We start from the raw sequence: 25,452 nt of genomic DNA, 5'->3' as shown, positions 1-25,452 counted from the left end.
AAACACCTATTTTTCAGCGGATTTTGTTACACGAAATTTGTTAAACGGAGAAACACCATGAAACTACTACAAGTTGATTTTGAATTTAACGGCCCTTTCGGTGAAGAGATGTCGAACGCACTCGTAGACCTAGCTAAGTCCATCAACAACGAGCCGGGTATGATCTGGAAAATCTGGACAGAAAACCAAGCCGAGAAACTGGGCGGTGGTGTCTACCTTTTTGAAGATCAACTCAGCGCTGAGGCTTACTTAGCCATGCATGCCGCTCGCTTAAAAGAGATGGGCGTTGATGAAGTTCGCGGCGTGATTTTTGACGTCAATCAGCCATTAACTACCATTAACAAAGGCCCAATCAACGGCTAATGAAATGAATAAAGAATTAGCGAAAAGCACGAGATAGAGAGATGAAAAATGAACAATAAAACGTTTTTAAGCCTACACGGCATCATTTACGCAGGGTTTGCCTTCGCGTTGTTTTTCCTACCAACAGTCATGTGGCCCATGTACGGTGTGGAGATCAATGACAAGTACGCTTACTTTCTCTCTCAGCACACCAGTATATTTCTTGGTGGTATCGCTGCAATAAGCTGGTTGCTTAGAGATATTGAACCTGGCGTGTCCGCCAAAAAGCTCATTCAAGGCTTGGTTGTTACGAATATGCTTGGCGCCATCATCACATTGTATGCAGCATTCACAGGTATCTTTGTTGGTTTTGGTTGGAGCGATCCTGTGTTCTTCCTGTTTCTATCAGTACTGAGCGTATTGCAAGTGCGTAAGCAAGACTAACTCTCAGATAATTAAAAAGGCACAGAGAAATTCATCCTCTGTGCCTTATCAATCATCAATCACTCTCACCAATAACAGCGATCGGTTTATTGGGTATGTTCCACAACGATCAGCTCATCGGTATTGAACCCACGCTCTTTCGACATCGCTTTAAACTTCTCCATCACTTCTGGTGCGACTTCAGGCGTTCTTGCTAGTAGCCATAAGTAATCAGTGTCTGGCCCAGAAACGAACGCGTATTGGTATCCTTCCTCTTCCAATTCAAACACCACATAGGCACCATAAAACGGACCGAAGAACGACACTTTTAAATAGCCTTGGTCGCTACCTTCAACAAAATACGCTTTACCTTCTGCCTCATTCCATTCGCCCTCTTCAGCCGAATAGCCGCGGTTAATCACTTTCACGCCGCCATCATCGCGCAGACTGTATTCAGCACTCACATTGCTTAAGCCGCGCTCAAACGAGTGGTCTAAGCGAGCTACTTCGTACCATTTCCCTAAATATCTATCTAATTCAAACTGCTGAACTGGCTTGACGGTTTCCGGCATGCCAACGCATCCGCCCAATAAAATCACACTCAGCAGCAAAAGTATTTTCTTCATCCTAACCTCGACTTATTTTAATCGTAATACGAGTAAGTCATTTGAGTCTTAACTTACGTCCTTGTTAATACGTGAACCCCATTAGCATGGTTCATATAACATTAAATTATTCAGACATTTATGAAAATCGTTTCGTTGGTGAATGAATTAAAGCCGCTTCATTGCGTCACGATATTGAGTCGGAGTCACCTGCTTATAAGATTTGAACTGGCGATTGAAGTTAGCTTGGTTGTCATAACCGACTTTTTCCATAATCAGATTCACAGGCAGAGATGTATTTAGCAGCAAATCACACGCCACATTTAATCTAATTTTCTTCAACCGCTGACTGAAGCTCTCGTTGTAGTGCTTTTGAAACAGACGCCTTACGCTGCTCTCACTAATGTACAAATGGCTAGCTAAGTCATTTACCGAAATATTATGAATAAAATGATTCATCAGAAAAGCTTCGACCTTGTCTAGTTTGTCGCTGACCTCGTCTTCTTCAACCGAGTTAAAGGTTGGGTTAATTAGCTGCACGACTTCTTGGTCATCAATCAGCAAAGCAAACAGAGAGAATAGAATCAGTAGCTGTTGATGAGGAGGCTGATCCATCACCTTATCTAGCAGTTGTGTTGCCCTCTCAGCGGTATTAGGGGAAAACTGCAATCCTTTCTTTGAGTCTTCTAGTAGTGTACGTAACGGTTCAAGTTCACGACAGCACGCTATCAACGGCTCAATCCAATCTTTACGAAACCAAATTACATGGGTTTCGCAAACACGTGAGTCATCACTGCTCACTTCCGAATAAATGGCATGAGGCAAGTCGGGACCAACCAAAATCATATGGTTATGGAACACATCGCTTTGGTGGTGGCCGACAAAGCTATGCCCCGAGAAGTGACGATGAATCGCTATCTCATATTCTTCATGTCGATGCCAACCATAACTCTTGCTGCCTTCAACGATTTTCTTGTAGCGCCATGACGCACCAATCCTTTGCGGCACCTTTTCTAAGTAACCTTTCATTACGACACTCTGTGACCCTCTAATACTGAAAGTATACCCATCAAACCATTTAAGTGAGCACTTTGACTGAAAAGTATTGGACATTGCGCTAACGGTACTCTTCCGACTTTCTCCGCTAAATATACTGCAGGTGAACTTAATCAGGAGAGCAACTATGGACACTTTATTATTAAAAATACGCGATATGATTCATGCAACACGTCAGCAGTGGATCGGAGAAATCACCTACAGCCACAATATTAAAGGTGATCACACGTGGAAACTCTATGGCTACAACTCTTATGACGAATACAAAAAAGATCTGCGTAAAAGCCTGAGGCAAGAGTCGTAATCAAAAGCTCATTCAAACGACAGCTTATTGATTAAATACAGTTTTTATTTGTCATTCATGTAGAGTTTCCCACTGACCACTCGCTTTCTATACTTATTACACAGTGGAACATGGAAGACACAATAATGAACAACAAGCTCACTCTGCCACACACTGCATTGGCCATCTTAATCGCAGGTCTAAGTGCTGTATCACCAGCTCTTGCACAAGCCAACACAGCCAATCAAGACCAAGCGGCTGACCAAATCTTCACTAATGCCGATATATACGGGCATCGAGAGTCAGACTCGATCGTTACCCATAACGGCAAGATCATATTCATTGGTGACCACGAGCAGGCGCAGACTTTTAAAGGGCTAAATACCGATGTCATCGACTTGGAGAATGCCTTTGTGCTACCGGGCTTCATTGACAATCATAACCATGTTTTTGAAGCCGCCTCTGAACTAGGTGGTAATTGCGAACTGGATTCTGAAGCCACACTCGAAGAGCAAATCCCTTACTTAGAAGCGTGTAAAATCAATGCCGAAACCAATGGTCGAGGCTGGCTGATGGGTTATGGCTTTTCTCTGGAGTCTACACTCGACAGCGATTCGGAATACACACCACTTGAGATCATCGATAGTGTCTTTCACGACCGACCTGTCGTGATCATGGAGCAGACTTCACACTCAATGTGGGTTAACTCAAAAGCACTAAAAATTGCCCGAATTAGTCCGCAATCGTCAGATCCACAAGGCGGCGCCTATTTAAAAGACCAAGACAGCGGCAAGCTCAATGGCATCTTATTGGATAATGCTGGCGACCAAATTATGGAGATGGCGTGGAACAGCCAAAGCGAACTGTTTGAGCAAAGCTACCAGGGCTTAATGTACGGACTTGAAGAAGCGGCAGCACACGGCATTACCACCATAGGTGACGGTCGACTGTACTGGAAACGCGGTTGGTATGATGTTTGGCTCGAAGCGGAGCAAAACCAGGATTTGACTGCTCGCGTGTCATTACGCCCTTGGGTTTACCCATCAATGGCAATGCCCTCTCAATTAGAAGTGTTTGAGAAGATGTATTCCGATGACAAAAACCGTCTACTGCTAGTCGATCAGGTGAAAATGTACAGCGATGGCATCTTCATCAATGGCACGGCAAAAACGCTCGCTCCTTATTTAGATACTTATTTACCAAACTCTCCTAATGGCTTGAACTACATTCCACCAGCACAGATGCAACAGTGGTTAACGGCTCTAGACAAAATCGGCTTTAGTGCACACATACATGCAATTGGCGACGGTGCGGTTCGTGAATCTTTAGATGCCATCGAGAGCGTACGTAAACAAGGTTCGCAAAAGCCATACACGTTAACCCACGTTGAATTGATCAATGATGAGGACGTTCCACGCTTTAAACAACTCGATGTTTCGGCGGACTTCCAGGTCGGGTCAGACTACGTAGCACAGCACGATCACGAATGGGCTAAGGCCTTCTTAGGTGCTAGACGCACGAAAGCCATGATGAACCTCGACGCAATACTCAAAACCGACGCTAATATCACGTTAAGTAGTGACTGGAATGTACACGACATAAATCCTTTAGTCGGTATCGCCAACAGCCTAATCATGGGAAAAACAGGCCTAACCGATATCTACACAGCCATCGACGCTTACACCCTCAACGCAGCTAAAAGCCTAGGAATTGACGATATAACGGGAACGATTGAGGTTGGTAAGTCAGCTGACTTCGCCATTCTTGATAAAGACATCACCACTTTATCAGCAAGAGGCATCGCCAAAACGCAGGTGTTGATGACGGTGTTGCGGGGGAAAATAGTTTTCGAAAACAGTAAATAGCAAACTAATGTTGAACCACAAAGTAATAAAAATATTTCTTATGATAATTAACATCACCCATAAGAATACATAATAATCCATACTGATTTTCAAAATTAACGTTTGATCACCATTTTCACAACATTAGATTGCAGAACAGATTAGTTAAAAAAAATCATTAAACTGCGGAAAATTTATTAACAATCGGTAACATTGCGCATGAAAAAATACATAATCCTACTTACAGCGTTAACATCATTATCAGCGAGCGCAAATGATTTCACGTTTGTCTCTGGTGGACTTCAATATGGTATTGATGATGGACTTTCTGATTCTGTCATCGGCCAGTCTGAAGGTAGTGTAGGTGGGTATAGTCGTATCTCTTGGAATTTTTACGATCATCTGTTCGCCGATTACAGTATTAGCTATAACTCATATGATGGGCCAAGCTTTCAGAGCAGTACCCTTTCTTTATCATCGTACTCCTCTACAACAAAACAGGATTTTGGACTTGGGTATTACTTCGAGCTAGGGTCATTCTCACCTTATGTAAAGATAAATAGAACATCGTTTAAACAAAGCTATAAGGGCACAACAGATACCTTCGTCCCTGGAGGGGGTGACCCACAGATCTTTAAGGAAAGCTACACACTCAAAGGGTATGGGGTAGAGCTCGGATCCATGATCCACATGAGTGATGCTTGGGCACTAAGAGTTTTAGCCAGTGTGACTGAACCTGAAGGCGATAATCAAAACCTTCATCTATATGAGACTTACTTAATCTCAGATACCCAATTTAGTAAAAACTGGTCTTTTGAAGCAGCTCTTGGCTATCGAAAACTAAAAGACGATTACGTAGATCTTGGCGAGTTCATGCCACAAGTTGGTGTAAAATACCTTTTTTAGAAATGATTTCTTTCAAGCTCACTTCTGATTAAAGCGCACATCAAGTGAATTACGATTCAACACGTACGACTACAAAGGTCGTGGCAGGGCTTACAACGTAAACGACCAAGTTAAGTTCTAAATCCAGTTACAAACTGTGTTTTCTAAAAAACAAAGGGTTGGTATAAATACCAACCCTTTTTATTGGAAAGTCGATTAAGAGCTCTCCGAGCAGCCATCAACTAGCAATTATGCTTTTACTTCTTTTGCCTCTTCTAATTCGTTATCGATTTGTTCTTTATTATCAAGAGCAAAGTAGATTTTCGATACCAACACTTCAGCAATCAGAATCGTAAATACCACAGCGAAGAACGCCACTACACCATTCCAAGGGCCAGTAAAGCTCACCTTCTCGCCAAACAGAAGGTTAATTGCTTCTAGCATCACGAACTTTGAACCCACTAAGATGATGTAAGTGGTGATTGCTCGATAAACCTTCGGTGCTGTACCTGGTTTGCTTTTGAAGTGCTCAGCAATCTTATGTTCTAAACCAATAGAAAGTTTCAATAGTAGCTGAAGCAGCAACGCCGCTATCAAAGAGATAGTGAAGGATTCAATGTTGACGAAGTCCCAGTACTCATCGAAGAAGTTAAGGACCACTAAGTCCACCAGCACAGCTAACGTATAACCTACGAATAGACGTTGTGGTGTATTGAATCCGTAAACTTTGTCTGATTTAGTCATTATGTCTCTCTCTGATTTGATAAGTAGCCTCGATTTGAAATACATCTTAGCGTTCGAATCGGACCAAAACTTACCATTTGGTGACACCACAACCATTCCATTCGAAATTATTAGTTTTTATCGATTGATCATTTATCACACCAATAATTCGCTTCCCTCTATTAAAGCAATTTCTCAAAATATAGAAAAGCACCAAAAGATAAGCCTCGTCATTACGTGTCACCAAATGGCCATTCTTCCATTACCGCTCCCCATATGATGACTCCATCAGCGACACTAACTCATATCCAAAAGGTGCAGACTATGAAAAAGCTAATCACTAACGCGAACGTATTTAACGGTGTTGATAACAACCTAATCGAGAACGTATCACTTCTTATCGAAGATAACTTGATTACTCAAATTGGCGAGATTGACCCAACGCTAGCCGATGAAATCATTGATGCTCGAGGTGGCACAGTAATGCCAGGTTTGATTGATGCACACGTTCATATCACGCTATCTGCACCTTTCAATGTGATTGATACCATGACACGTGAAGAAGTGGCGATTCGCTCAGCAAAGATTTCAGAAGAGATGCTGATGCGCGGGTTTACCACCATTCGTGATGTAGCGGGCAACACGCTTGGCCTTAAAAACAGTATCGATAACGGTTACGCAACTGGCCCACGTATTCTGCCTTCAATGGCGGCTATCTCGCAAACCTGTGGTCACTCAGATTACCGCCAGAACCAAGCGCAAGAGCGTTTAGCTAACGGCCACGAAGATTCCCCAATGATGAAGCTTGGTGCTATGAAAGTGGCCGATGGCCGTTCAGAAGTATTGAAAGCAGTACGTGAACAACTGTTTATGGGTGCATCACAAATCAAGATCATGGCAGGCGGTGGCGCATCTTCAACGTTCGACCCGCTAGATACATTGCAATTCACATCTGAAGAAATGAAAGCTGCGGTTGATGCCGCTTCCGATTACGGCACCTATGTCGCTGCGCACATCCACACATCTGATGCGATGCGCCGAGCGGCAGAAGCGGGCGTGATGTCATTCGAACATGCGACTATCATGGACGACGACATTGCGGAGATCATTAAAGAGAAAGGTATTTGGGTGATTCCTTCTTACTTTACCTCTTCATTGATTGCAGAGCGTAAGATCCCTCTGCCAAACGAAGAGACATACCGCAAGACAGAGCGCGTGGGTAAAGCCATGTTCAAGTCAGCAGAGTTGATTAAGAAATACGATATCCAAAACATCGCCTTTGGTACCGACTGTGTCGACGAAACCAACGTTCATGCGACTCAATTAAATGAGCTTGGCGCGATTGAACAAGTGTTCGATACCATCACTGCACTTCGTATGGCGACATCAAACTGTGGACGCTTGTTTGAAATGTCGACTTACCAACACCCTTACCAAAAAGGCAAACTAGGTCAGATCGTTGAAGGTGCGTATGCCGACCTATTAATCATCGACGGCAACCCACTGGAAGGAGTGGCATGTGTAGCTAATACAGAAACACAAAAACTGATCATGAAAGACGGCAAGGTGTATAAAAATAGCCTTTAATTTAGAACCTCAAGATTAGAATAAACTGCGGTGCTATGGCGAATTCGTCATAGCACCGCTTTATTTAAAACTCATCGCTCAAAGCCGTTCAATTCTTGATTTCACCCCTGATTATCCCGCGGCACACTCACCCGAATAGATCCCATCATAAACCGCCAAAATTCACCAAACATAGCCACCAAATTTAGCTCATTAGACTAAGACGACACTGCGCCTGAAAAGACGAAGAAATTGCCCGCCATTCTGAAAAACAGCTGCAAAACACACCCGGAAAAGCGCCCGTTTTTTAATTTGAAAATTAATTGAGATTTTTTACCGTCTTTTTTTATCAAGCTTCGTCTTACAGGTATTCCTTCACTGGACAACGCTTCAAACCTTGTGCGCCTTTGGTAAAAACACCTCACACACATTCTGCGCCTCGATCCTGTGATTTTAATTAGCTGTAAATAATAGGAGCTTAAAATGAGCTTAACCTTACTGGCACTGAGTGCCATTTTCCTCGGCTTTTACGTCGTGCTATCGCGCTTTAAAAAACAGAAAAAAAGCTTCAACTTCCGTGTGCTTAGCGCACTGGTTGGCGGCCTTTTGTTTGGGGGCATTATTCAAGTTGCACTCGGAACCGATAGCGCAGTTGGACTGCAGTTTTCTGATCTTATTTCTCTATTCGGGAACGGTTACGTCAAGTTACTGCAGATGATAGTGATACCGCTGGTGTTTGTTGCTATGACAGCGTCCATCATGAATGTGGAAGGCACTAGCGCCCTCTCGAAAATCGCGCCTAAAGTCATCGGTGTGTTGATTTTTAGCGTGACGATCTCTGCGGTAATTGGTATTGCGAGTATCTACTTATTCAACATCGATGCGAACAGCTTAGTTCATGCGATGGGCACGAATACGGCCATTGAAGCGCGCAGTGATAGTTTGCTTTCGACTCAAGAACTGATGTCTAACAACACCTTCACAAGCTTGGTGCTGTCTATCATCCCTGCCAATATTTTTGAGATGCTGACGGGTGCAGAAAGAACCTCAACGTTATCGACGGTTCTATTCGGTATGTTCCTTGGTTTCAGCATCTTGCAGGTGAAAAAGCGTAAACCCGAAAAAGTACAAAGCTTTGTTGATTTCATCAATGCTGCGAAAGAAGTCGTTCTATCGATGGTTCGAGAAATCCTAAAGCTTACCCCTTATGGCGTGTTCGCTTTAATGACCAAGTTCATGATGAACAACGATTTGTTCGCACTCTCTGAAATGGGTCGATTCGTAATCGCAAGCTACGCAGCAATCGCAGTGATGTTTGTGGTTCACCTCGTACTTGTTGGTTTGTTTGGTTTGTCTCCGAAGACATTCGCAAAAAAAACTTGGCCTGTGTTGGTGTTCGGCTTCGGTTCTCGCTCAAGCATGGCCGCTATTCCATTAAACGTAGAAACACAGACTCAACGTCTTGGAGTAGACGAAGAAACAGCCAATATGTCGGCAACATTCGGTACCAGTATTGGCCAAAACGGTTGTGCCGGAATTTACCCAGCAATGCTCGCCATCATGGCCGCGCAAGTCATGGGTATCCCAATTGACCTGAGCTTTGTTCTACAACTTATCGCCGTGATTGCCATTGCTTCATTCGGTATTGCAGGCGTCGGCGGCGGCGCAACCTTCGCAGCCGTTGCCGTGCTAACCATCATGGGATTAGACATCACTATCGTTGCGATACTGGTCTCGATTGAAGCCTTGATTGATATGGCGCGTACCGCTCTTAACATCTCGGGTTCAATGCTCTCTGGTGTACTAACCGCCAAAACTAACGGTTCATTGAACGCTGAACAGTACAAAACACACGCCCCATCGAATACAACCAATAGCGAAATTCCTGCTTAACGCAGATCGCTCAAGTTATTCAGATTCATTCAAATAAACACAGGGCGTGAAACCGCGCCCTCATAAGAAGATGTACCACTATGAAGATCGTAATTTTAGGTGGCAGTGCCGCAGGTATGAGCTTTGCTGCCAAATACAAAAGAAACCAACCCACTGATGACGTTATCGTGATCGAAAAACGCAGCTACCTGTCGTTTGGTGCGTGCGGCCTGCCCTACTTTGTTGGTGACAAGTTTCAAACTACAGATCGCATGATCTCTCGCACACCACAGCAAGCCATCGATTCAGGGCTCGATGTTCGCATCAATACAGAAGTGATCGCGGTGAATGCGGCCGAGCAAATCATCACAGTCAGCACGCAAGGCAAGTCACAAGATATCTCGTTTGATAAGTTAATCATTGCGACAGGTGCGCGCCCTTTAATTCCAGATTTCGCGACCTCTTTTCGTGTGAGTAACCCTGGACGTGCTGATAGCGCTGATTCGAATAACACCGAGCACATTTACACCCTCACTAGCATGGAAGACGGCATTGCCGTGAAACAAGCCATGCTCGCAGAAGATAAACCTCGCGTCGCAATCATTGGCGCAGGTTTTATTGGATTAGAGATGTTCGATGCGGCACATGACTTAGGAAAAGACGTCACCATAATAGAGCGTGAAGCGCACATCATGAGCCGCCAATTCAGTCCAGAGATGATCATCGACATCGAAGATGCCATTCGTGACACAGGAACCAATCTGCTAACCAATACCCAAGTCGAACACATAGAAAGAATGGAACGCGGCAGCTACATACTGACGCTCAGCAACACACAAGACACTCACAATGGACCGACTGCAATTCAAGCCGACATTGTGATTCTGGCACTTGGCTTCAAACCCAATACCGAATTGTTTGATCTACCAAAACTACCCAACGGCGCTTTGTTAGTCGATAAGTTTGGGGCGACACCCGTAGCTAATATTTACGCCGTAGGTGACTGCGCGACGGTTCATCACTTAACGCTCGATCAGCCCGTGTATTTGCCACTTGCCACCACAGCCAATAAACAGGCTCGAATGATGGCCGACAGATTAGTAGGCAAAGAGACCTTCCTCGATGGTTTCTTAGGTTCATCATCTTTGAAAGTACTTGATTACGAGCTTGCTAACACGGGCATTTCTCATTGGATGGCAAACCAATACGCAGTGCCAACCAGTACCTCTGTCATTAAAGACAAGAACCAAACAGATTATTACCCCGGCCAAGAAGACATCAAGATAAAACTTGCTTACGACCCTGAATCTAAACGCCTTTTAGGTGGAGAAATTGTCGGCAAGAAAGGCGCTGTAGGTCGGCTAAATGCATTAGGCGTTGCGATTACTGCAGGCATGACGACCCAACAATTGGGTTACCTTGATTTCAGCTACGCTCCTCCTTTTGCACGAACATGGGACGCGCTGAATGTGGCGGGCAATGTTGCGAAATAACTGTCATCTAACTTAATAAAATGCACTTAATTTAATCACCATCACCCAATTTAATGAGAGAGAAAACCATGGCACAAACCATTACCAAAGGCATTAAAGCCCTCAAAGAAGAAGCCTACCAAGTCGTTGAAGATATGTCGGTAGAAGAAGCAATAGCGCTATTCAACGGCAGCGACGACAAGCAAAACACACTTGATGACTACGTGTTTGTCGATGTGAGAGAAGCCGAAGAAAGAAACAAGCTTGGCATTATTCCCGGCGCTTTTACTTGCCCAAGAGGCATGCTGGAATTCTTGATTGATCCAGAATGCCCCGTTCACAATAAAATATTCAACCAAGACAAAACCTACGTGTTCTATTGTGCCCACGGTTTGCGTTCTCTTTACGCTGCCAAGATGGCCGCGGAGATGGGGTTAAAGCCTGTTAAAAACCTCGCAGGTGGCTTTGCTGCTTGGGCAGAGCAATCAGGTGACATTGAAATGCCAACTAAATAAAACATCCAACTCAATAAAATCGTACTGAGTTAAATCGAGCGTAGAGCTCAACTGTCCTACGCTAATTCCTGCTACTCAGTATGTATTCGAGTATCGATCCTGCCCGGTGATACTAGACGTTATATTCTGTGCTTGCCTCGCATTCACAGAATGTAATGCCCGAATAACCCACACATTCCCACTGTCTCATTATTATTTTTCAAATAACTTGTCTTACTTTGACCCTCTATCCCTCGCCTTACATGAATAATTTAAGCTATTGATTTTTAGAAGTTAAAAAAATTAAAGACACAACTATCCAGAAAGAAAACCATAAACCACAAGCACGCCTAACCTAGTCTATTTTCAATCAACTTAAACATACACACTTGCACAATTGTGCATTCGTATATATGATTCGACCTCTTTTCACTTGCTAGAGATTCCAATTGTGGACGCTAAATTAGTTATTGCGTTAAATGAGTTCTTTTATGTGGCCAAAGGTCTGGTCGTTATCATCGCTATTGTGTCGGTTCTGACTGGCATCATGCGAGAGTATATCCCTCAAGATAAGCTCCAAGCGACGCTGACCAAACACGATAAATGGGGAACCTTGTTGGGCGCATTGTTCGGGATGTTAACTCCATTTTGTAGCGCAGCTGTGGTTCCGGTGACCATGGCGATGGCGTCGATGGGTGCATCATTAGGTACTGTGATGAGCTTCATCATCTCGGCGCCACTGTGTAACTTCATCGTATTAGCGATGGTGTACGCAGCGTTCGGATTGAAGATCACCGTGGTGTACTTCTTGGTGACCTTTACCGCCGCGGTTCTTGGTGGTTACTTGATATCCAAATCACCTTGGAGAAACGAAATCAAACGTGGTGCTGAGCTTGAAGACACCAAAGGCAAAGGCTGCTCAGGTTCGAGCAATAACAAAAACACAGGCAACACTTGTGCCGCGGCTCCTTCTTCAGTATCAAGAATGCGTAATGCTATGGGTGGAGCTTGGGCTTTGTTCAAACGAATCATCCCTTATGTACTATTGGGTGCGGCGATCAGTGGATTCTCGGCAGCTTACTTGCCAGCAGACTTGGTAGAGAAATACGTGGGCGGTGACAGCTTCCAATCTATCGTGGTCGCTTCATTGATTGGTATTCCGCTTTACCTACGTATCGAGATGGCGATTCCTCTGCTTAACGTGTTAATTGCTAAAGGAATGGGCTTAGGCGCAGCATTGGCATTAATTATTGGCGGTACAGGTGCCAGTTTGCCTGAAATCGCGCTAGTATCTGCAGTTCTAAAAAGAAAAGCCGTAATCGCGTTTGTAGGAATCGTCTTAACGACAGCCATCATTGGTGGCGCTATCTTCCAATACGTTGTGTAAAATCGGTTACTCAGAATAAATAAAACTTCGCGCCGCTCATCGAGAGTGGCGCTATTCAGTTGGAAAGGTAAAACCATGATGGATGAAAAATACATTGATTCGCTCAAAGCCTTATCAGAACCCAATCGCCTGCGATTGTTCTGGTTGTTCCTGCATGTTGATGAATGCATGGCGGTGGCTGAAGCAATGGACATCATTGGTGAAACTCAATACAACGTCTCTCGTAACCTAAAAATGCTCTACAAAGCTGGGCTTCTTAACCACGATAAGAAAGGAAAGTGGGTGTTTTACACCTTGAAAGAACAAACCGCGCCTCACTGTAAAGCTTTGGTCGATTCAGTAAGACACTTGCCAGAAGACGATTTCCAAGAAGTGGTTAAACGTTGTCAGATTCGCTTATCAATGAGAGTTGATGGTGACTGTGTTATCGGGCCAGACAGCGAGATATGGCACAGCAAAATTAGCTAGCTCTCAACAAATAGAAGAAGAGAGACAGCAAGAGACGCAATAAGAGGATGCCACGGCATCCCTGTTGAAAATGGTGGTGTGAATTATGAATACCTATACTCAGCAAGAGCTTGATTCTATTCTTGAACAACACAAACTGTGGCTAGAAAACCAAGGCGGCCAGCGTGCACAATTACGTAATGTCGACCTAAGTAATCTAATGCTTCAAAATGTTGACCTTCGTTGCGCCAACCTAATTCGTACCAACTTTAGTGGTGCCGATTTATCGGGATCCAACATGAATGAGGCTGATATCACCTACGCCAATTTCAGCCATGCTAAGCTGAACAACGCCACGTTCCGCGATGCAGATTTACGAAACGCAGACATGAACTACGCACAAATGAGAGACGTTGATTTGTATCGTGCGGATCTATTTCGTACCGATTTCAGCCACGCTAATCTGAGCGATAGCGCACTCAACCGCATCGACCCTAGTAATACCATCATCAAGCTGCGTAATCCGAACCAGCAATGTTTCGCCTCCAAGTCAGGTTAAACGCTGTTTAATTGCTACTATTAAACACAGGTTATTGATTTATGGATGAACCGGGTTGGTATAAGGATGAAATTAGAGTGAGGAAATTACTAACTGCACGCTTGCTTTCAGCGCTAAAACTCGTTTCAGTGCTGAGGCTTAGTACAGCGCTACGGTTCGGCGTAGTACTGCTAGTCAGTTCAATACTGTTTGGGTGCAGTAACTTTAGAAACCTATCCCATGAGATAGACGCAATTAACTCCATTACCAACCAATACCAACTCGTTTTGAGCCAACCCGCGTCAGATTCGGCCGTGGTGATTGAGCAAATCAAAGACATCAATAAAAGCGAAGTGGATGGTTACGACGGAATAATCGCTAGTGACCGCATCGACTTACAGCTATCGAACAACATCCATTATCTACTTGTCTTTGAAGATAAAAATCAAGACTTAACCCTACAAGCAGACGAAGCATTCAGTGTCATTAACCTTCGTAACCATCAAGACAATTCCACCATAGAAGTATCCCTAGAAGTTAATGAAAATGAAGTCCCAAGTGCGTTTGTTGGTCGCTCACTCTCTTCACTGTTGAAAATCGAACTGGATCTTGTCGATATTGGCACCGTCGTGAGTTTATCGGATCCACCCTTTGATAGAAAAAACGCCAAACTCGGGATGTGGCAGCCACTAACATTCTTGCTCGAGCATAATGCGGGGGTCTATTTTTTATCAGAGTACGACCCGAATAAAATCCCTATCTTGTTTGTGCATGGCATTAACGCCACCGCATTAGACTTTGCCCCACTGATTGAAAAGATCGACCAATCTAAATATCAAATATGGGTATTTAACTACCCTTCAGGTTTGTCTTTGGCTTTGAACTCAAAGGGCCTGAATAACCTAATACACACCGTCGTCACTCAGTACAAGATTCAACAATTGCATGTGGTCGCGCACAGTATGGGCGGGCTTATCGCCACCAACAGTCTCCGTCAGTGCAGCATTGGGCAGCTGTGTGATTTTGTTAGTAGTATCACCACTATATCTTCCCCGTTCGGTGGCGTGGCATCAGCCAAGCAAGGTATAGAGTACGCCCCTGTCGTAATGCCTGCTTGGATAGATTTAAACCCAGACGGTAAGTTTATCGCTGATTTATTTTCTGATAACAATGACAACAACACGCCACATTTTCTCTCGTTTGGCTATAACTCGGGCGAGCTGTTCAATACCAAAAGTAATGATGGTGTCATTAACCTCTCAAGCCAATTGTCGCGCCCAGCCCAACTCCATGCATCACAAATCCTCGGCTATGATGAAGACCATACCAGCATTTTAGACAACGATGACCTGTTTGAAGACCTATCCGACTTTTGGTTGAGAGCAGAGCAAACAAATTAATCCACCTTTAGGCGCATCACCAGTTGTTTTATCGGAGTGCGCCGCTCACCTCATGAGTTGAACATCCCCTCCCAGCCTCCCTTAGCTCCCCAAGCACTCACGTTATGAATGATCTTAAAAGATCTTGCAGGGCACATTAATGTTGTATATTATTCGCCCATAAATTACAGACCGGATAGTCGGTCTGTAATTAATTGAGTGATTCCCATGGACAAAAAGCAGCAAGCAATCCAAGCCGCGATTGAGTTATTCGCAACACAAGGCTTTGAAAAAACGTCTATCGCACAAGTGTGTGAAACGGCGAAAGTATCAAAGGGTTTAGTTTTTCATCATTTCAAAAACAAAGATGATCTACTAAGACAGGTGTTTGTTCGCATGGCGGAGATCATTAGCGAAGTTGGCGAAAGTGTTGACCAGTCTAGTGAAGGAATGTCGGCGAAACAGAGGTTTATTAACCTTATCGAACACATCTTTTTGTCTATGGCCGACCCACAACAAAAACGGTTTTATCAGTTGGATTACCAAGTGAAATGTCAGCCTTCAACAAGGTTGATATTGAAAGACCAGTTAGATGAACGCTACCAACTGATGGTGCACTCTTTTGAAGTCATTCTGTGCGACATTCCCCATGCCAACAGCATTGTCGATAGCCACATGTTGATCGCCGACATCGATGGTATCGCACTCAATTACTTGTTCTCGGATGGTGATTACCCGTTAGAACAAATTAAAGAACGCTTCATAGCTAAGTACTTACTGCTGCTGGATTTATAAGTACCTCGCTTAAAAGCTCAATAAAACGTTGTTGGCTATCTAAAGCAATCAGATACCTGAAAACGCTAACAACAAATAATTTAAGTTAGGAATTTTTCAAATGAAAACCCCTTATGAAATTCAATATGACGCTTTCGCCGCTGCAGGCGGGCTTTACGACGAACGCCATGCAAAACTGTACGCAGAATTTGCCGACGATCTTATTGCCGACGGCAGCTTTTCTATCGTGCATGAAGGCGTAGCACACGCATGCTATACCCCAATCACAATAGACGCAGCACCACACCTGAAGTGTTATGTGCTTGCACCTTTAGCGGTGTTGCCAGAATACCAAGGCAAAGGCTACGCGACTCGATTAATGGAAGAAGCCGAGAAACAACTCGACGCTGACGTTATCTTCGTGATGGGCGAACCGTTCCACTACGGCAACCGCTACAACACCGCACACAACGTGCTTCCACCTGTAAAAACACTTGCACCTTTAGAGTGCTGGTTCGCTAAAGCACTTACCCCTGGCGCACTAGACGGTGTAGGTGAATCGACTTCAAGCATCTCTGGCCCTTACGCAAGTGAGCGAATGTGGGGACACCCAAACGAGCAAGTTTAAGGTCATCAGATAGGAAAAATGGAACGCTCAGGCGTTCCATTTTTGTTTGGGTAAGCGTAATGCTTTTCGAAGAAATTACTTATTGATTCCGAGAGGATGAATGCAGTTTCGGGCTAATTTGGCAACACCTTCTAACTCTAAACACCCTCAAATTTAGTTCATCAACCCCTTTTGGCCTGCGACCGAGGAGGAGAATCTTCTTTGGCGCGGAATATGTAACTGCACATGTAACGATCGGCGCTCTGTTCCTCCCCACAATAGATCGCAGATGCTGATTAAGGGGAGGCTAGGAGGGGATTTTTATTCTAGAGCTAACATGGATTTGCCCCATTAGGTGTTAACGTAATTGCTCAGTGGCAAAGCTGCCACTGAAATTGCCGTACTTTTATCAAACGATAATCAGCCAGTTACTCTATCAATAACCAACTTTCGGTAGTTTTGTTGTTCTTTTGAACTAGCTCTAGGGTGAGAGATCCTGTAACAATCCATGCCATTACTGGAAAATCGCCAGTATTTTTTTCTATCAAGCTCTTTCGTTTCGTACCCACCGAAATGTTTATCCATTATGAGTTTTATCGTCTCGTCGTTTTTACGATTGCATCCTACAGCGAATACAATGGTATCGGGTTTGCAAAACTTGATCGCTTCAGCCAAAAGATCTGCTGATAGCTGTTGAATTACCGTGAACTCTTCTTTCCCACGCCTAGATGGAGATGCTCCGTTGTAGTCCCATGCATAAAGGTTGGCATACACAAGCTCTTCAGGACTAGCATTCAGTTTTCTAGCTAAATTTGTATAGAATCTCTTAAAGTGAGATCGATGTGAGGTTTTTATATTCCCCCCTTTTTTGTCGTACAAGTGCCAAGAATAGCGGTCAAAAGCTTCTTCAATGACAGCTCTAATGTTATTAGAAGCATTTTTATCAACGATACGTTTTATAGTATTTTTGTTGTTTAAAGTATTCCATTTCGCGGTCTCTCTTCCTACTAACATAACTCGTTTTTGAGCCGAATCGTATTGTTCGAATGGATACGGTAGAAATACCCCTGAATACCTGTCTTCTCCATTGATAAAATCAGTACTGTGTAGCTCTTTCAAAACTAACTCATAGTTAGATTTCAATGAACTAAGATCCATTAGCAACTCCACGTTTATAAATTATTACGATGATTTCAAATTTTTTGAGAGCACAAGCCAAATACGCTATCAGAAATGAAGACTACAATCTCAATTGAAGCTGCCATTTAAGCTTATCTACCCTGTCGACTTTATTTATACTATACAAATAGTTAAGTGATAGTGCTGTGGTGTGTGTCGTGAAATATCTCATCTTTAACCTCGTAATGCGGAATAAAGGGGCGTTAACGACGCCATACTAGATATCAAACAGAGCCGAGATAACATTTTATATGAAAACAAGAGAGAAAATTATTTGGGAAATTCTCGATATCTATCCAAAGTTGAGAGAAGCCAAAGGTTATATTTTCTTTGGCACCTTGCAAGAAAAACCACCATACGAAACGGCTAGCTATCATAGCTGGCGTTTAAACCTCAGTGAGTGTGATGAGTGTAGTGAGGCAATGGCGGCTGTTGTGCATCTATTAGATTCGTTGCTAGAAAGTATTCATGTTCCCTCACCTCGCCCTCATGGATACATAAAGATAGAAAACTCATTAGTAACCTTGCATTGGACGACAAGAGACGTAGTAGATACGATGCTCGACAATATAGAAAAGGTTTCGAAATTAGACCATTACAGAATTGTACTGCGGCAGTAAGACTAGGCATCTCACCAAGCGATGTTCTAGTACCTATTGTTGTGCGTACTCTCTCATTGCTAACTCACAAATGTCCAAATCCAATTCAGTCCTAAAACAAAAAGGGATTGGTATCTCTACCAATCCCTCTCCCAAACTCTCTTAATACTTACAAGCTCTCAATTGCCTTTTGTACCGCAGGGCCAATCTGGCGTTTGCGCGAGGTGACCCCCTCCAGAGTCAACATATCGCTTGTCGGTTCAGCGTTGAAAGCGGATTTGATGACCTGATAGTCGCTTTCATCTACCCAAAGTAAGTTTGCTTCTTTGTTCTTAGTGTCTGTGATTGAGAAGAACAAATGGTCTAGCCCATTCTCTTCTTTGTATGCCTTCATTGCTGCCAAAAGCTCGTCTTTACGGTCAATCAGTTGTTGAGCGGTTAGTGTTTCAGCCACACCGATACCCACCTGTTTTCCACCGTATTTAAAGTTTTTGTAATCCAGCGTCAGAATGGTTTCAGATGAAAGGTGGCTAAGATCGGATTTAGCAATCAACATCTGTTGGCCGAAGTCTTCGATATCTGAAATGCCTGCAACCTTTGCCAGTTTCTCTGCGTATTCACGATCGCGCTCTGTCGTGGTTGCTGATTGGAATACCACGGTATCAGAGAGAATCGCGCCTAAGCCAACACAAGCAAGGTGTTTGGGTAATGTCACATCGAGCTTTTCAGCGTTGTCAGCCAGAATAGTTGCAGCTGAACCCCAACCTCGAATATCCATCTCAACAATTTGAGGCGTATTAATCGGTGAGCCACCAATCGCATGGTGATCGACCACAGCCACAATAGCTGATTGATCGATGGTTGGTGCTAATTGAGTCACTTGGTTGAAATCCACCAGCCCCACTCGATATGAAGAGTAATCTTTCTCTACACGTGGAGATTCAGCATTGCAGTAATTCAAGATGAACGTCGATTCAGGGTTGATAGGCTCAGGCACTGTCGCCGTACCGCCATAGATATGAGCCGCGAGCATCGCAGACATTACCGTGTCGCTGTCTGGGCTAAGGTGCCCCGTCCATACGAGATCTTCACTGTTTTCATTGGCAGATTGTTGCAGGCTAAAAGCAAAACTTGCTGAACTGAAAGACATGATTACGGCAGCAACGACAGGTGTTAGCTTCACGGATATTTCCTTATTTGGATTCGTTTTAGAACCCCATACGCTAGCCTTGAAAAATTTCAGAACCGTGTCAGTAATATTTCAGATTTACTTCAGTAAGTAACGAAATGTAATTTAGATCTCGTTAGGTTTCCCAAAAAACAAAAAAGGATCAGTATCTCTACCAATCCTTGAGTTTCACAAACCACTGCAGGCTTAGAGGCAGTTAGTGCTTGTACCTAAAGGTATTACTGTCATCAACAATCTCGATTCTGACAGGAACTGTGCCTTGCTTAACGTTGCCGATTTTTGCAAATGCTTTGTGTGAAAGGTCGATCACTCGGCCTTTTACATAAGGGCCTCGGTCATTAATTTTCACATCGACAGACTTGTTATTGGCTGTATTGGTCACTCTCACGATAGTGCCAAAGGCTAAGGTTTTATGCGCTGCCGTATAAGCATTCATATTATACGTCTCACCACTTGCTGTGAGCTTTCCATGGAACTTATCACCATACCAAGAAGCTTTACCAGTCAAAGCATGTGACTTGGCATATTCCTTTGTTTTAGAACTGCCGACCGCCGACGTTGAGGTGCATCCGGCTAATATCATAAGAATAAGAGCGGTAAAGATGATATGTAGTTTTTTCATATAATTTGGGTGCGCTAATCTGTGCATTTTCTCTGTTTTCGTTGTGTTTTGGTTCGCCATGTAATGCTGAGTATAGTCACTGCTCAGCAAAGACTACCATCCAGTATGTGTGCAGAATGTTTTCATGAAGTACGTTTTCTTCCGTCATATTCATGAAAGGTTTTATCTTCAAAACGTCAGATTTAACAAAGAGTTGAGGCTGCTTATTTATTAATCATTCAACGCAGATAAACCACGGTTCAAAGAACACTCGAATGCAGATTGAGTTGTGCCCTATTCTGATTTGAAGATTCTCCTCCTTCACTCCAAAAAAGCTGGTTGGCTATCAATCAACTCTGTTCAATTTATTAATAAACCCAGCTAACGTTATTAAAAATCACCCCAAATGGTTAGGCGAAATATTGATGAAAATTAACTCATATCAAAGATAGATAAGTTAGCTCATTAATCGTCAGACATGCTCTTAAATGCGATTTATAGTACCACTCTGTAATGAAACGGTGGCTATATGACTTTTATTGAATCCTTTACCTTAATGCTTGCATTGATTTATAGCATTTGTGTTCTCTACACTAGCGGTAAAAAGCTCGGTAGCATAATAACGTCCTGCATTCTCATCACAGCGGTACTTAGTGCAGCCTATTGGCCTCTGCTCATTGCTCTGTCATTGGCGGTGGTTGTCATCTCTTCGATTTTTTACTTTAAACCGACCATAATCACGGCTTCATCTAAGACAAATGTTTTGCGTCAAGCCAGCCAACATGCGATGGCACTTTCATTATTTCTAGTAGCTATCCAGTACACCCTTCACACATGGCTGCTTGTTCATCAAATATCTCCAAGCTTCATGCGACCTGATGTTACGGATGCTTTCTTACCTATTGCTGCGGCCATTCAACTTAAGACTATCTTCTCTATTGGATTTTGGGATCAAACTCATCCGGCAGGTGCTGTCATGCTCGTGACTGTGTTAGTGACTGGGATTGTTTGTAAGCGTGCCTTTTGTGGTTGGATTTGTCCGCTAGGTCTCGCTGGGGAATATCTTTATAAATTACGCTTAAAGTTCGTCAAGAAAGCGTATTTGCCGCCAGTTTGGCTCGACTGGCCATTACGTATGATGAAGTACTTACTGTTGGCTTTCTTCACCTTTATTTCAGTAGGAATGCCTGTCGCGAGCCTGACTTATTACCTCAATGGCAATTACCATAAAATCGCTGATGTAAAAACCGCTTGGGTATTCGTTGAGCCTGGAATGATTACTCTTGGTGTTTTAGCCGTCATTCTATTGATGTCAGCATGGCGACAACGTGCTTTCTGCCGATACTTTTGCCCTTATGGTGCCCTACTCGGGATAACAAGTCTGCTTAGCCCATTTAAGATTCGCCGAGACACTAAGCATTGTTTAAATGAGAAAGATAATCTGAATTGCAGCAAATGCACTCGCGCATGTCCTTCTAATATTATTATTCATACCGCTAAACAGATTCGAACGGATGAGTGCCAAGCTTGTTTACGCTGTGTTGCTGCATGTCCAAATAAGCAAGCGCTTGGACTAAAGACACGCAATGGTTGGCAATTATCATCTAAATATCTTCTCGTTTTAGTGCTAATGATAATGTTCGGCATTCCTCTGTTATCTTTTGCATTGGGTTATTGGCACAGTCAGACCACCAATGAGATACGCATACAGTTAATTCAAGTGATGGACTATCTCAGCTATTGATCTTGGCTCTCAACTCTAAGCTCTGGGAGTGGAGCCAGCACAATCACATACAGCCCAAACACAAAAAAGGATTGGTATCTCTACCAATCCTCTTTGGGGGTGTTCGGTTTTCTACCTTATGGAAGGCAGTAACGCGATTACTCGTAATCTGTCGCGTACGTATCTTCGTATGAGTGAGAGTAGAATTCGAATAGGTTGCCAAACGGGTCTTCTAGGTAAACCATTTGTGCTTGTTTTAGCTCGTCTTCTGGGTGGTAACGGTGAATGTCCATACGTACTTTACCGCCAAACTCTTCTACACGTTTGATAGCTGAATCAAATTGCTCTTTTGGAAGCTGTAGACAGAAGTGGAAAATGCCTAGGCGAGAGAAGTCGACGTTATGACGCTCTTCACGGTCAACCATTTCGAATAGCTCAACACCGATACCGTCTGAAGTTACTAGGTGAGCAATGTTGAAGCCTTTGAAACCTTCACCAAATACAGCGATACACATGCGGCCGATTGCTGATTCGCGTTCTTCCATCACTTTAGTGTTGTTCATTACGATTCTTAAACCTAGAGCCTTAGTGTAAAACTCTACTGCTTGATCCATGTCGCCTACCATGATGCCTACGTGATTCATTTTCATAACTTTCTCCAATTCGTTTTTTATTCTGTGCTTTTCGAAGTCTAGCTTCGGTATCTCGTTTCGATGAAGAGAGTATATGGAGAGATGCTGATTAAATAAAATTATCATAAATTATATCAATGATAATTTATTGTTATTTACCACACCAATGAGCTCCTAACCCACTTCAAGGAACGCTACATAGGTACTCACACTATACATAGGCGCTCGCGCTAATAGAGATAGGCCCAATATTGAGAACGACCTAAAGAACTTAGCTGCTCTAATCGGGTGTTGCCGACGTTTGATAGTTTTTGTCGATAGCTTTCTTCTTTCAAAGATAGGAATCACCTATTGAATCTATAGAAATGTCCGATTTCACTAATTTTCGGTGCGGATGCAATATATCTCCATCGACGCGGGATAGCGTTAAACACTATAAATTAGAAAGAGAGTCAAAACATGATCAACACAGAAATCAAACCATTCAACGCAACAGCATTCAAAAACGGCGAATTCGTAGAAATCACTGAGCAAGACGTTAAAGGCAAGTGGGCAGTATTCTTCTTCTACCCAGCAGACTTCACGTTTGTATGTCCAACTGAGCTAGTTGACCTACAAGACAAATACGCAGAGCTTCAATCTCGCGGTGTAGAAGTTTACTCAGTATCAACTGACACGCACTTCTCTCACAAAGCATGGCACGATACTTCTGACAAAATCGGCACTATCGAATACTTCATGGTAGGTGACCAAACAGGAAACATCACAAACAACTTCAACGTTATGCGTGAAGGTCAAGGCCTAGCAGACCGTGCTACGTTCCTAATCGACCCAGAAGGCGTTATCCAAGCAATGGAAATCACTGCTGAAGGTATCGGCCGTGACGCTGAAGACTTACTACGCAAGGTTAAAGCAGCACAATACGTAGCCGCTAACCCAGGTGAAGTTTGCCCAGCTAAATGGAAAGAAGGTGAAGAGACTCTAGCTCCATCTCTAGACCTAGTAGGCAAGATTTAATCTAAGCCTAGCTAAAAGGAACAAATAAAACGGTTCTACAGGCGCGCTTCGGCCTCCCTCCTAAAGGGCAGTTGCGCGCCACCCTTTTCAAACCATCAACATCACAATATTTGCCGACTTGCGCCCCTTTTTATTTTCCTTTTTCAGCAAGAAGGTATTGGTTAATACCAAGACACAGAATTTAAGAGCAGGCACGATTATGTTAGATCAAGCAATGAAGCAGCAGCTAAAAGCATACCTAGAAAACTTAAAAACCAATGTTCAGTTAGTGCTGAGCCTAGATGACAGCGATACCGCAAACAAACTCCAAGACCTAGCGAACGATATCGCGTCTTTAACCGACAAAATTGAAGTAACTCGCGATGATAGCGCAAGCACGCGCAGCCCTATCATGCAGGTAGTGAACCAAGAGAAAGGCACTGCGATCGGTTTTGCGGGTTTACCAATGGGTCACGAGTTCACGTCACTGGTACTGGCACTGCTTCACAGTGGTGGTCACCCTATCAAGCTTGAAGCTGATGTAATCGAGCAAATTAAAGATTTAGATCAAGAGCTTAATGTAGAAATTTTCATCTCACTATCGTGCCAAAACTGTCCAGAAGTGGTTCAGGCATTCAATATGATGTCAGCGATTAACCCTCTGATTAAGACAACCATGATTGATGGCGCTGCATTCCAAGAGGAAGTGAAGTCTCGCGATATTATGGCGGTACCAAGTGTATTCATTAATGGTGAACTATTCGGTCAAGGCCGTATGTCACTGGCTGAGATCCTAAATAAAGTAGACTCAGGCGCAGCGGAAAAGAAAGCGGCAAACCTAAATCAACAAGCACCGTTTGATGTATTGGTGGTAGGTGGCGGCCCTGCGGGTTCTTCAGCAGCGATTTACGCAGCACGTAAAGGCATTCGCACTGGCGTAGTTGCTGACCGATTCGGCGGTCAGGTAATGGATACCATGGCGATTGAAAACTTTATCTCTGTGAAAGCGACAACCGGCCCTAAGCTAGTGGCTAGCCTAGAAGAGCACGTAAAAGAGTACGGTGTAGAAGTAATGACTGAACAGCGTGCTGCGAACATCATTGCTGCAGAAGACACGAAAGACGGCTACATCCACGTTGAATTAGAAAGTGGCGCAACACTACGTGCTCGCTCTGTTATCACAAGTACAGGTGCACGCTGGCGTGAAATGAACGTTCCGGGTGAGCAAGAGTACCGCAATAAAGGCGTGGCTTACTGCCCACACTGTGACGGACCACTGTTCAAAGGTAAGAAAACAGCGGTTATTGGTGGCGGTAACTCAGGTATCGAAGCAGCGATAGACCTAGCGGGTATTGTTGAACACGTAACGGTACTTGAATTTGCAGACACACTACGCGCTGACCAAGTACTTATCGACAAAGCAAACGCGACACCAAACATCGAAATCATCAAGATGGCGCAAACAACGCAAGTGATTGGTGATGGCAACCGTGTAACAGGTCTGGAATACAAAGACCGCAACACCGACGAACTTAAACAGATCGAGCTAGCAGGTATCTTTGTTCAAATCGGCCTGATGCCAAACAGCGAATGGTTGAAAGGTTCGAAGGTTGAGCTTTCACCACGCGGTGAGATTGAGATTAACGCTCATGGCGCAACATCGATGAAAGGTGTGTTTGCAGCAGGCGATGTAACAACAGTACCTTACAAACAGATCATCATTGCGATGGGTGAAGGTGCGAAAGCAAGCTTAGGCGCATTTGACTACCTAATCCGTAACTCAGCTCCGGTTAAAGAGGCTGAAACCGCTTAAATCTTTTAAGCAAACATTCCTTA

Annotated in this window: 26 protein-coding genes; 19 read left to right on the top strand and 7 right to left on the bottom strand. The window is 43.7% G+C overall.

The genetic code is table 11. From position 1 onward, the window contains the following. Positions 1-57: 57 nt before the first annotated feature. Positions 58-363: a monooxygenase gene (locus tag OCV56_RS05010; protein WP_086712254.1), complete on the top strand. Its 306-nt coding sequence runs from the start codon at positions 58-60 to the stop codon at positions 361-363. Between the two features lie 48 nt (positions 364-411). Next, the gene (locus tag OCV56_RS05005; protein ID WP_086712255.1) at positions 412-786 is read left to right on the top strand and encodes a hypothetical protein; all 375 of its coding nucleotides are present in this window, start codon (positions 412-414) and stop codon (positions 784-786) included. 86 nt (positions 787-872) lie between these two features. On the opposite strand, the gene OCV56_RS05000 is transcribed toward OCV56_RS05005, so the two are convergent. Both OCV56_RS05000 and OCV56_RS04995 read right to left on the bottom strand, forming a co-directional pair. Then, entirely contained in the window at positions 873-1,391 is a 519-nt protein-coding gene (locus OCV56_RS05000; protein ID WP_048669028.1) for a lipocalin family protein, read from the bottom strand. A gap of 147 nt (positions 1,392-1,538) precedes the next feature. Next, positions 1,539-2,399: a helix-turn-helix transcriptional regulator gene (locus OCV56_RS04995; protein WP_086712256.1), complete on the bottom strand. Its 861-nt coding sequence runs from the start codon at positions 2,397-2,399 to the stop codon at positions 1,539-1,541. A 154-nt stretch (positions 2,400-2,553) separates the two neighbouring features. On the opposite strand from OCV56_RS04995, the gene OCV56_RS04990 reads away from it, so the two are divergent. From OCV56_RS04990 to OCV56_RS04980, 3 genes are all read left to right on the top strand, one after another. Beyond that, a complete protein-coding gene (locus OCV56_RS04990) occupies positions 2,554-2,730 on the top strand; it encodes a hypothetical protein (RefSeq protein ID WP_167373147.1) in 177 nt (58 codons plus the stop codon). A gap of 125 nt (positions 2,731-2,855) precedes the next feature. Continuing rightward, the gene (locus OCV56_RS04985) at positions 2,856-4,574 is read left to right on the top strand and encodes an amidohydrolase (RefSeq protein ID WP_086712257.1); all 1,719 of its coding nucleotides are present in this window, start codon (positions 2,856-2,858) and stop codon (positions 4,572-4,574) included. A 198-nt stretch (positions 4,575-4,772) separates the two neighbouring features. Then, on the top strand, positions 4,773-5,459 hold the full coding sequence (locus tag OCV56_RS04980) for a hypothetical protein (protein ID WP_086712258.1): 687 nt from the start codon (positions 4,773-4,775) through the stop codon (positions 5,457-5,459). Between the two features lie 228 nt (positions 5,460-5,687). Here OCV56_RS04980 and OCV56_RS04975 read toward each other — a convergent pair whose 3' ends face one another. Next, entirely contained in the window at positions 5,688-6,182 is a 495-nt protein-coding gene (locus OCV56_RS04975) for a hypothetical protein (protein ID WP_086712259.1), read from the bottom strand. A gap of 303 nt (positions 6,183-6,485) precedes the next feature. Between OCV56_RS04975 and OCV56_RS04970 the strand changes: the two genes are divergently transcribed. From OCV56_RS04970 to OCV56_RS04925, 10 genes are all read left to right on the top strand, one after another. After that, positions 6,486-7,748: a metal-dependent hydrolase family protein gene (locus tag OCV56_RS04970; RefSeq protein WP_086712260.1), complete on the top strand. Its 1,263-nt coding sequence runs from the start codon at positions 6,486-6,488 to the stop codon at positions 7,746-7,748. Positions 7,749-8,210: 462 nt separating this feature from the next. After that, complete coding sequence (locus OCV56_RS04965) at positions 8,211-9,620, top strand: cation:dicarboxylate symporter family transporter (RefSeq protein ID WP_086712261.1); 1,410 nt, start codon at positions 8,211-8,213, stop codon at positions 9,618-9,620. A gap of 80 nt (positions 9,621-9,700) precedes the next feature. Next, positions 9,701-11,092 (top strand): CoA-disulfide reductase, encoded by a 1,392-nt coding sequence (locus OCV56_RS04960; protein WP_086712262.1) that lies wholly within the window; start codon positions 9,701-9,703, stop codon positions 11,090-11,092. Positions 11,093-11,160: 68 nt separating this feature from the next. After that, the gene (locus tag OCV56_RS04955; protein WP_086712263.1) at positions 11,161-11,586 is read left to right on the top strand and encodes a rhodanese-like domain-containing protein; all 426 of its coding nucleotides are present in this window, start codon (positions 11,161-11,163) and stop codon (positions 11,584-11,586) included. Between the two features lie 430 nt (positions 11,587-12,016). Then, entirely contained in the window at positions 12,017-12,952 is a 936-nt protein-coding gene (locus tag OCV56_RS04950) for a permease (RefSeq protein WP_158094616.1), read from the top strand. A 75-nt stretch (positions 12,953-13,027) separates the two neighbouring features. Further along, on the top strand, positions 13,028-13,420 hold the full coding sequence (locus OCV56_RS04945; protein ID WP_086712264.1) for an ArsR/SmtB family transcription factor: 393 nt from the start codon (positions 13,028-13,030) through the stop codon (positions 13,418-13,420). An 85-nt stretch (positions 13,421-13,505) separates the two neighbouring features. Next, the gene (locus tag OCV56_RS04940; RefSeq protein WP_086712265.1) at positions 13,506-13,958 is read left to right on the top strand and encodes a pentapeptide repeat-containing protein; all 453 of its coding nucleotides are present in this window, start codon (positions 13,506-13,508) and stop codon (positions 13,956-13,958) included. Positions 13,959-14,086: 128 nt separating this feature from the next. Then, complete coding sequence (locus tag OCV56_RS04935; protein ID WP_228761226.1) at positions 14,087-15,337, top strand: lipase family alpha/beta hydrolase; 1,251 nt, start codon at positions 14,087-14,089, stop codon at positions 15,335-15,337. Between the two features lie 288 nt (positions 15,338-15,625). Beyond that, positions 15,626-16,111: a TetR/AcrR family transcriptional regulator gene (locus tag OCV56_RS04930; RefSeq protein WP_315973288.1), complete on the top strand. Its 486-nt coding sequence runs from the start codon at positions 15,626-15,628 to the stop codon at positions 16,109-16,111. A gap of 100 nt (positions 16,112-16,211) precedes the next feature. Then, entirely contained in the window at positions 16,212-16,718 is a 507-nt protein-coding gene (locus OCV56_RS04925) for a GNAT family N-acetyltransferase (protein WP_086712268.1), read from the top strand. A gap of 399 nt (positions 16,719-17,117) precedes the next feature. On the opposite strand, the gene OCV56_RS04920 is transcribed toward OCV56_RS04925, so the two are convergent. Further along, positions 17,118-17,855, bottom strand: a complete 738-nt coding sequence (locus tag OCV56_RS04920) for a hypothetical protein (protein WP_086712269.1) — start codon at positions 17,853-17,855, stop codon at positions 17,118-17,120. Between the two features lie 272 nt (positions 17,856-18,127). Here OCV56_RS04920 and OCV56_RS04915 point away from each other — a divergent pair, with 272 nt between their 5' ends. Beyond that, complete coding sequence (locus OCV56_RS04915; RefSeq protein WP_086712270.1) at positions 18,128-18,496, top strand: hypothetical protein; 369 nt, start codon at positions 18,128-18,130, stop codon at positions 18,494-18,496. A 148-nt stretch (positions 18,497-18,644) separates the two neighbouring features. Here OCV56_RS04915 and OCV56_RS04910 read toward each other — a convergent pair whose 3' ends face one another. Both OCV56_RS04910 and OCV56_RS04905 read right to left on the bottom strand, forming a co-directional pair. Beyond that, positions 18,645-19,658 (bottom strand): manganese-dependent inorganic pyrophosphatase, encoded by a 1,014-nt coding sequence (locus OCV56_RS04910; RefSeq protein WP_086712271.1) that lies wholly within the window; start codon positions 19,656-19,658, stop codon positions 18,645-18,647. A gap of 202 nt (positions 19,659-19,860) precedes the next feature. Beyond that, a complete protein-coding gene (locus OCV56_RS04905) occupies positions 19,861-20,313 on the bottom strand; it encodes a septal ring lytic transglycosylase RlpA family protein (RefSeq protein WP_086712366.1) in 453 nt (150 codons plus the stop codon). Positions 20,314-20,794: 481 nt separating this feature from the next. Here OCV56_RS04905 and OCV56_RS04900 point away from each other — a divergent pair, with 481 nt between their 5' ends. After that, positions 20,795-22,009 (top strand): 4Fe-4S binding protein, encoded by a 1,215-nt coding sequence (locus OCV56_RS04900; RefSeq protein ID WP_086712272.1) that lies wholly within the window; start codon positions 20,795-20,797, stop codon positions 22,007-22,009. A gap of 137 nt (positions 22,010-22,146) precedes the next feature. Here OCV56_RS04900 and OCV56_RS04895 read toward each other — a convergent pair whose 3' ends face one another. Next, entirely contained in the window at positions 22,147-22,638 is a 492-nt protein-coding gene (locus tag OCV56_RS04895; RefSeq protein ID WP_086712273.1) for a VOC family protein, read from the bottom strand. Positions 22,639-23,079: 441 nt separating this feature from the next. On the opposite strand from OCV56_RS04895, the gene ahpC reads away from it, so the two are divergent. After that, positions 23,080-23,637, top strand: a complete 558-nt coding sequence (gene ahpC / locus OCV56_RS04890; protein WP_016798107.1) for an alkyl hydroperoxide reductase subunit C — start codon at positions 23,080-23,082, stop codon at positions 23,635-23,637. 199 nt (positions 23,638-23,836) lie between these two features. Beyond that, the gene (gene ahpF / locus OCV56_RS04885; protein ID WP_086712274.1) at positions 23,837-25,429 is read left to right on the top strand and encodes an alkyl hydroperoxide reductase subunit F; all 1,593 of its coding nucleotides are present in this window, start codon (positions 23,837-23,839) and stop codon (positions 25,427-25,429) included. The last annotated feature ends 23 nt before the right edge of the window (positions 25,430-25,452 follow it).

It is taken from the genome of Vibrio gigantis, from assembly GCF_024347515.1.
Classification (GTDB): domain Bacteria; phylum Pseudomonadota; class Gammaproteobacteria; order Enterobacterales; family Vibrionaceae; genus Vibrio; species Vibrio gigantis.
The sequence above is the reverse complement of the archived record's forward strand: the minus strand, read 5'-3'. Positions and strand labels throughout refer to the sequence as shown.

Coding starts and splice junctions, on each gene's coding strand:
- OCV56_RS04975 (WP_086712259.1), bottom strand. CDS start 6,182: ATGACTAAATCAGACAAAGTTTACGGATTCAATACACCACAACGTCTA.
- OCV56_RS04905 (WP_086712366.1), bottom strand. CDS start 20,313: ATGCACAGATTAGCGCACCCAAATTATATGAAAAAACTACATATCATC.
- OCV56_RS04915 (WP_086712270.1), top strand. CDS start 18,128: ATGAAAACAAGAGAGAAAATTATTTGGGAAATTCTCGATATCTATCCA.
- OCV56_RS04990 (WP_167373147.1), top strand. CDS start 2,554: ATGGACACTTTATTATTAAAAATACGCGATATGATTCATGCAACACGT.
- OCV56_RS04955 (WP_086712263.1), top strand. CDS start 11,161: ATGGCACAAACCATTACCAAAGGCATTAAAGCCCTCAAAGAAGAAGCC.
- OCV56_RS04980 (WP_086712258.1), top strand. CDS start 4,773: ATGAAAAAATACATAATCCTACTTACAGCGTTAACATCATTATCAGCG.
- OCV56_RS04960 (WP_086712262.1), top strand. CDS start 9,701: ATGAAGATCGTAATTTTAGGTGGCAGTGCCGCAGGTATGAGCTTTGCT.
- OCV56_RS04945 (WP_086712264.1), top strand. CDS start 13,028: ATGATGGATGAAAAATACATTGATTCGCTCAAAGCCTTATCAGAACCC.
- OCV56_RS04895 (WP_086712273.1), bottom strand. CDS start 22,638: ATGAAAATGAATCACGTAGGCATCATGGTAGGCGACATGGATCAAGCA.
- ahpC (WP_016798107.1), top strand. CDS start 23,080: ATGATCAACACAGAAATCAAACCATTCAACGCAACAGCATTCAAAAAC.
- OCV56_RS04920 (WP_086712269.1), bottom strand. CDS start 17,855: ATGGATCTTAGTTCATTGAAATCTAACTATGAGTTAGTTTTGAAAGAG.
- OCV56_RS04985 (WP_086712257.1), top strand. CDS start 2,856: ATGAACAACAAGCTCACTCTGCCACACACTGCATTGGCCATCTTAATC.
- OCV56_RS05010 (WP_086712254.1), top strand. CDS start 58: ATGAAACTACTACAAGTTGATTTTGAATTTAACGGCCCTTTCGGTGAA.
- OCV56_RS04995 (WP_086712256.1), bottom strand. CDS start 2,399: ATGAAAGGTTACTTAGAAAAGGTGCCGCAAAGGATTGGTGCGTCATGG.
- OCV56_RS05005 (WP_086712255.1), top strand. CDS start 412: ATGAACAATAAAACGTTTTTAAGCCTACACGGCATCATTTACGCAGGG.
- OCV56_RS04970 (WP_086712260.1), top strand. CDS start 6,486: ATGAAAAAGCTAATCACTAACGCGAACGTATTTAACGGTGTTGATAAC.
- OCV56_RS04900 (WP_086712272.1), top strand. CDS start 20,795: ATGACTTTTATTGAATCCTTTACCTTAATGCTTGCATTGATTTATAGC.
- OCV56_RS04965 (WP_086712261.1), top strand. CDS start 8,211: ATGAGCTTAACCTTACTGGCACTGAGTGCCATTTTCCTCGGCTTTTAC.
- OCV56_RS04925 (WP_086712268.1), top strand. CDS start 16,212: ATGAAAACCCCTTATGAAATTCAATATGACGCTTTCGCCGCTGCAGGC.
- OCV56_RS05000 (WP_048669028.1), bottom strand. CDS start 1,391: ATGAAGAAAATACTTTTGCTGCTGAGTGTGATTTTATTGGGCGGATGC.
- ahpF (WP_086712274.1), top strand. CDS start 23,837: ATGTTAGATCAAGCAATGAAGCAGCAGCTAAAAGCATACCTAGAAAAC.
- OCV56_RS04940 (WP_086712265.1), top strand. CDS start 13,506: ATGAATACCTATACTCAGCAAGAGCTTGATTCTATTCTTGAACAACAC.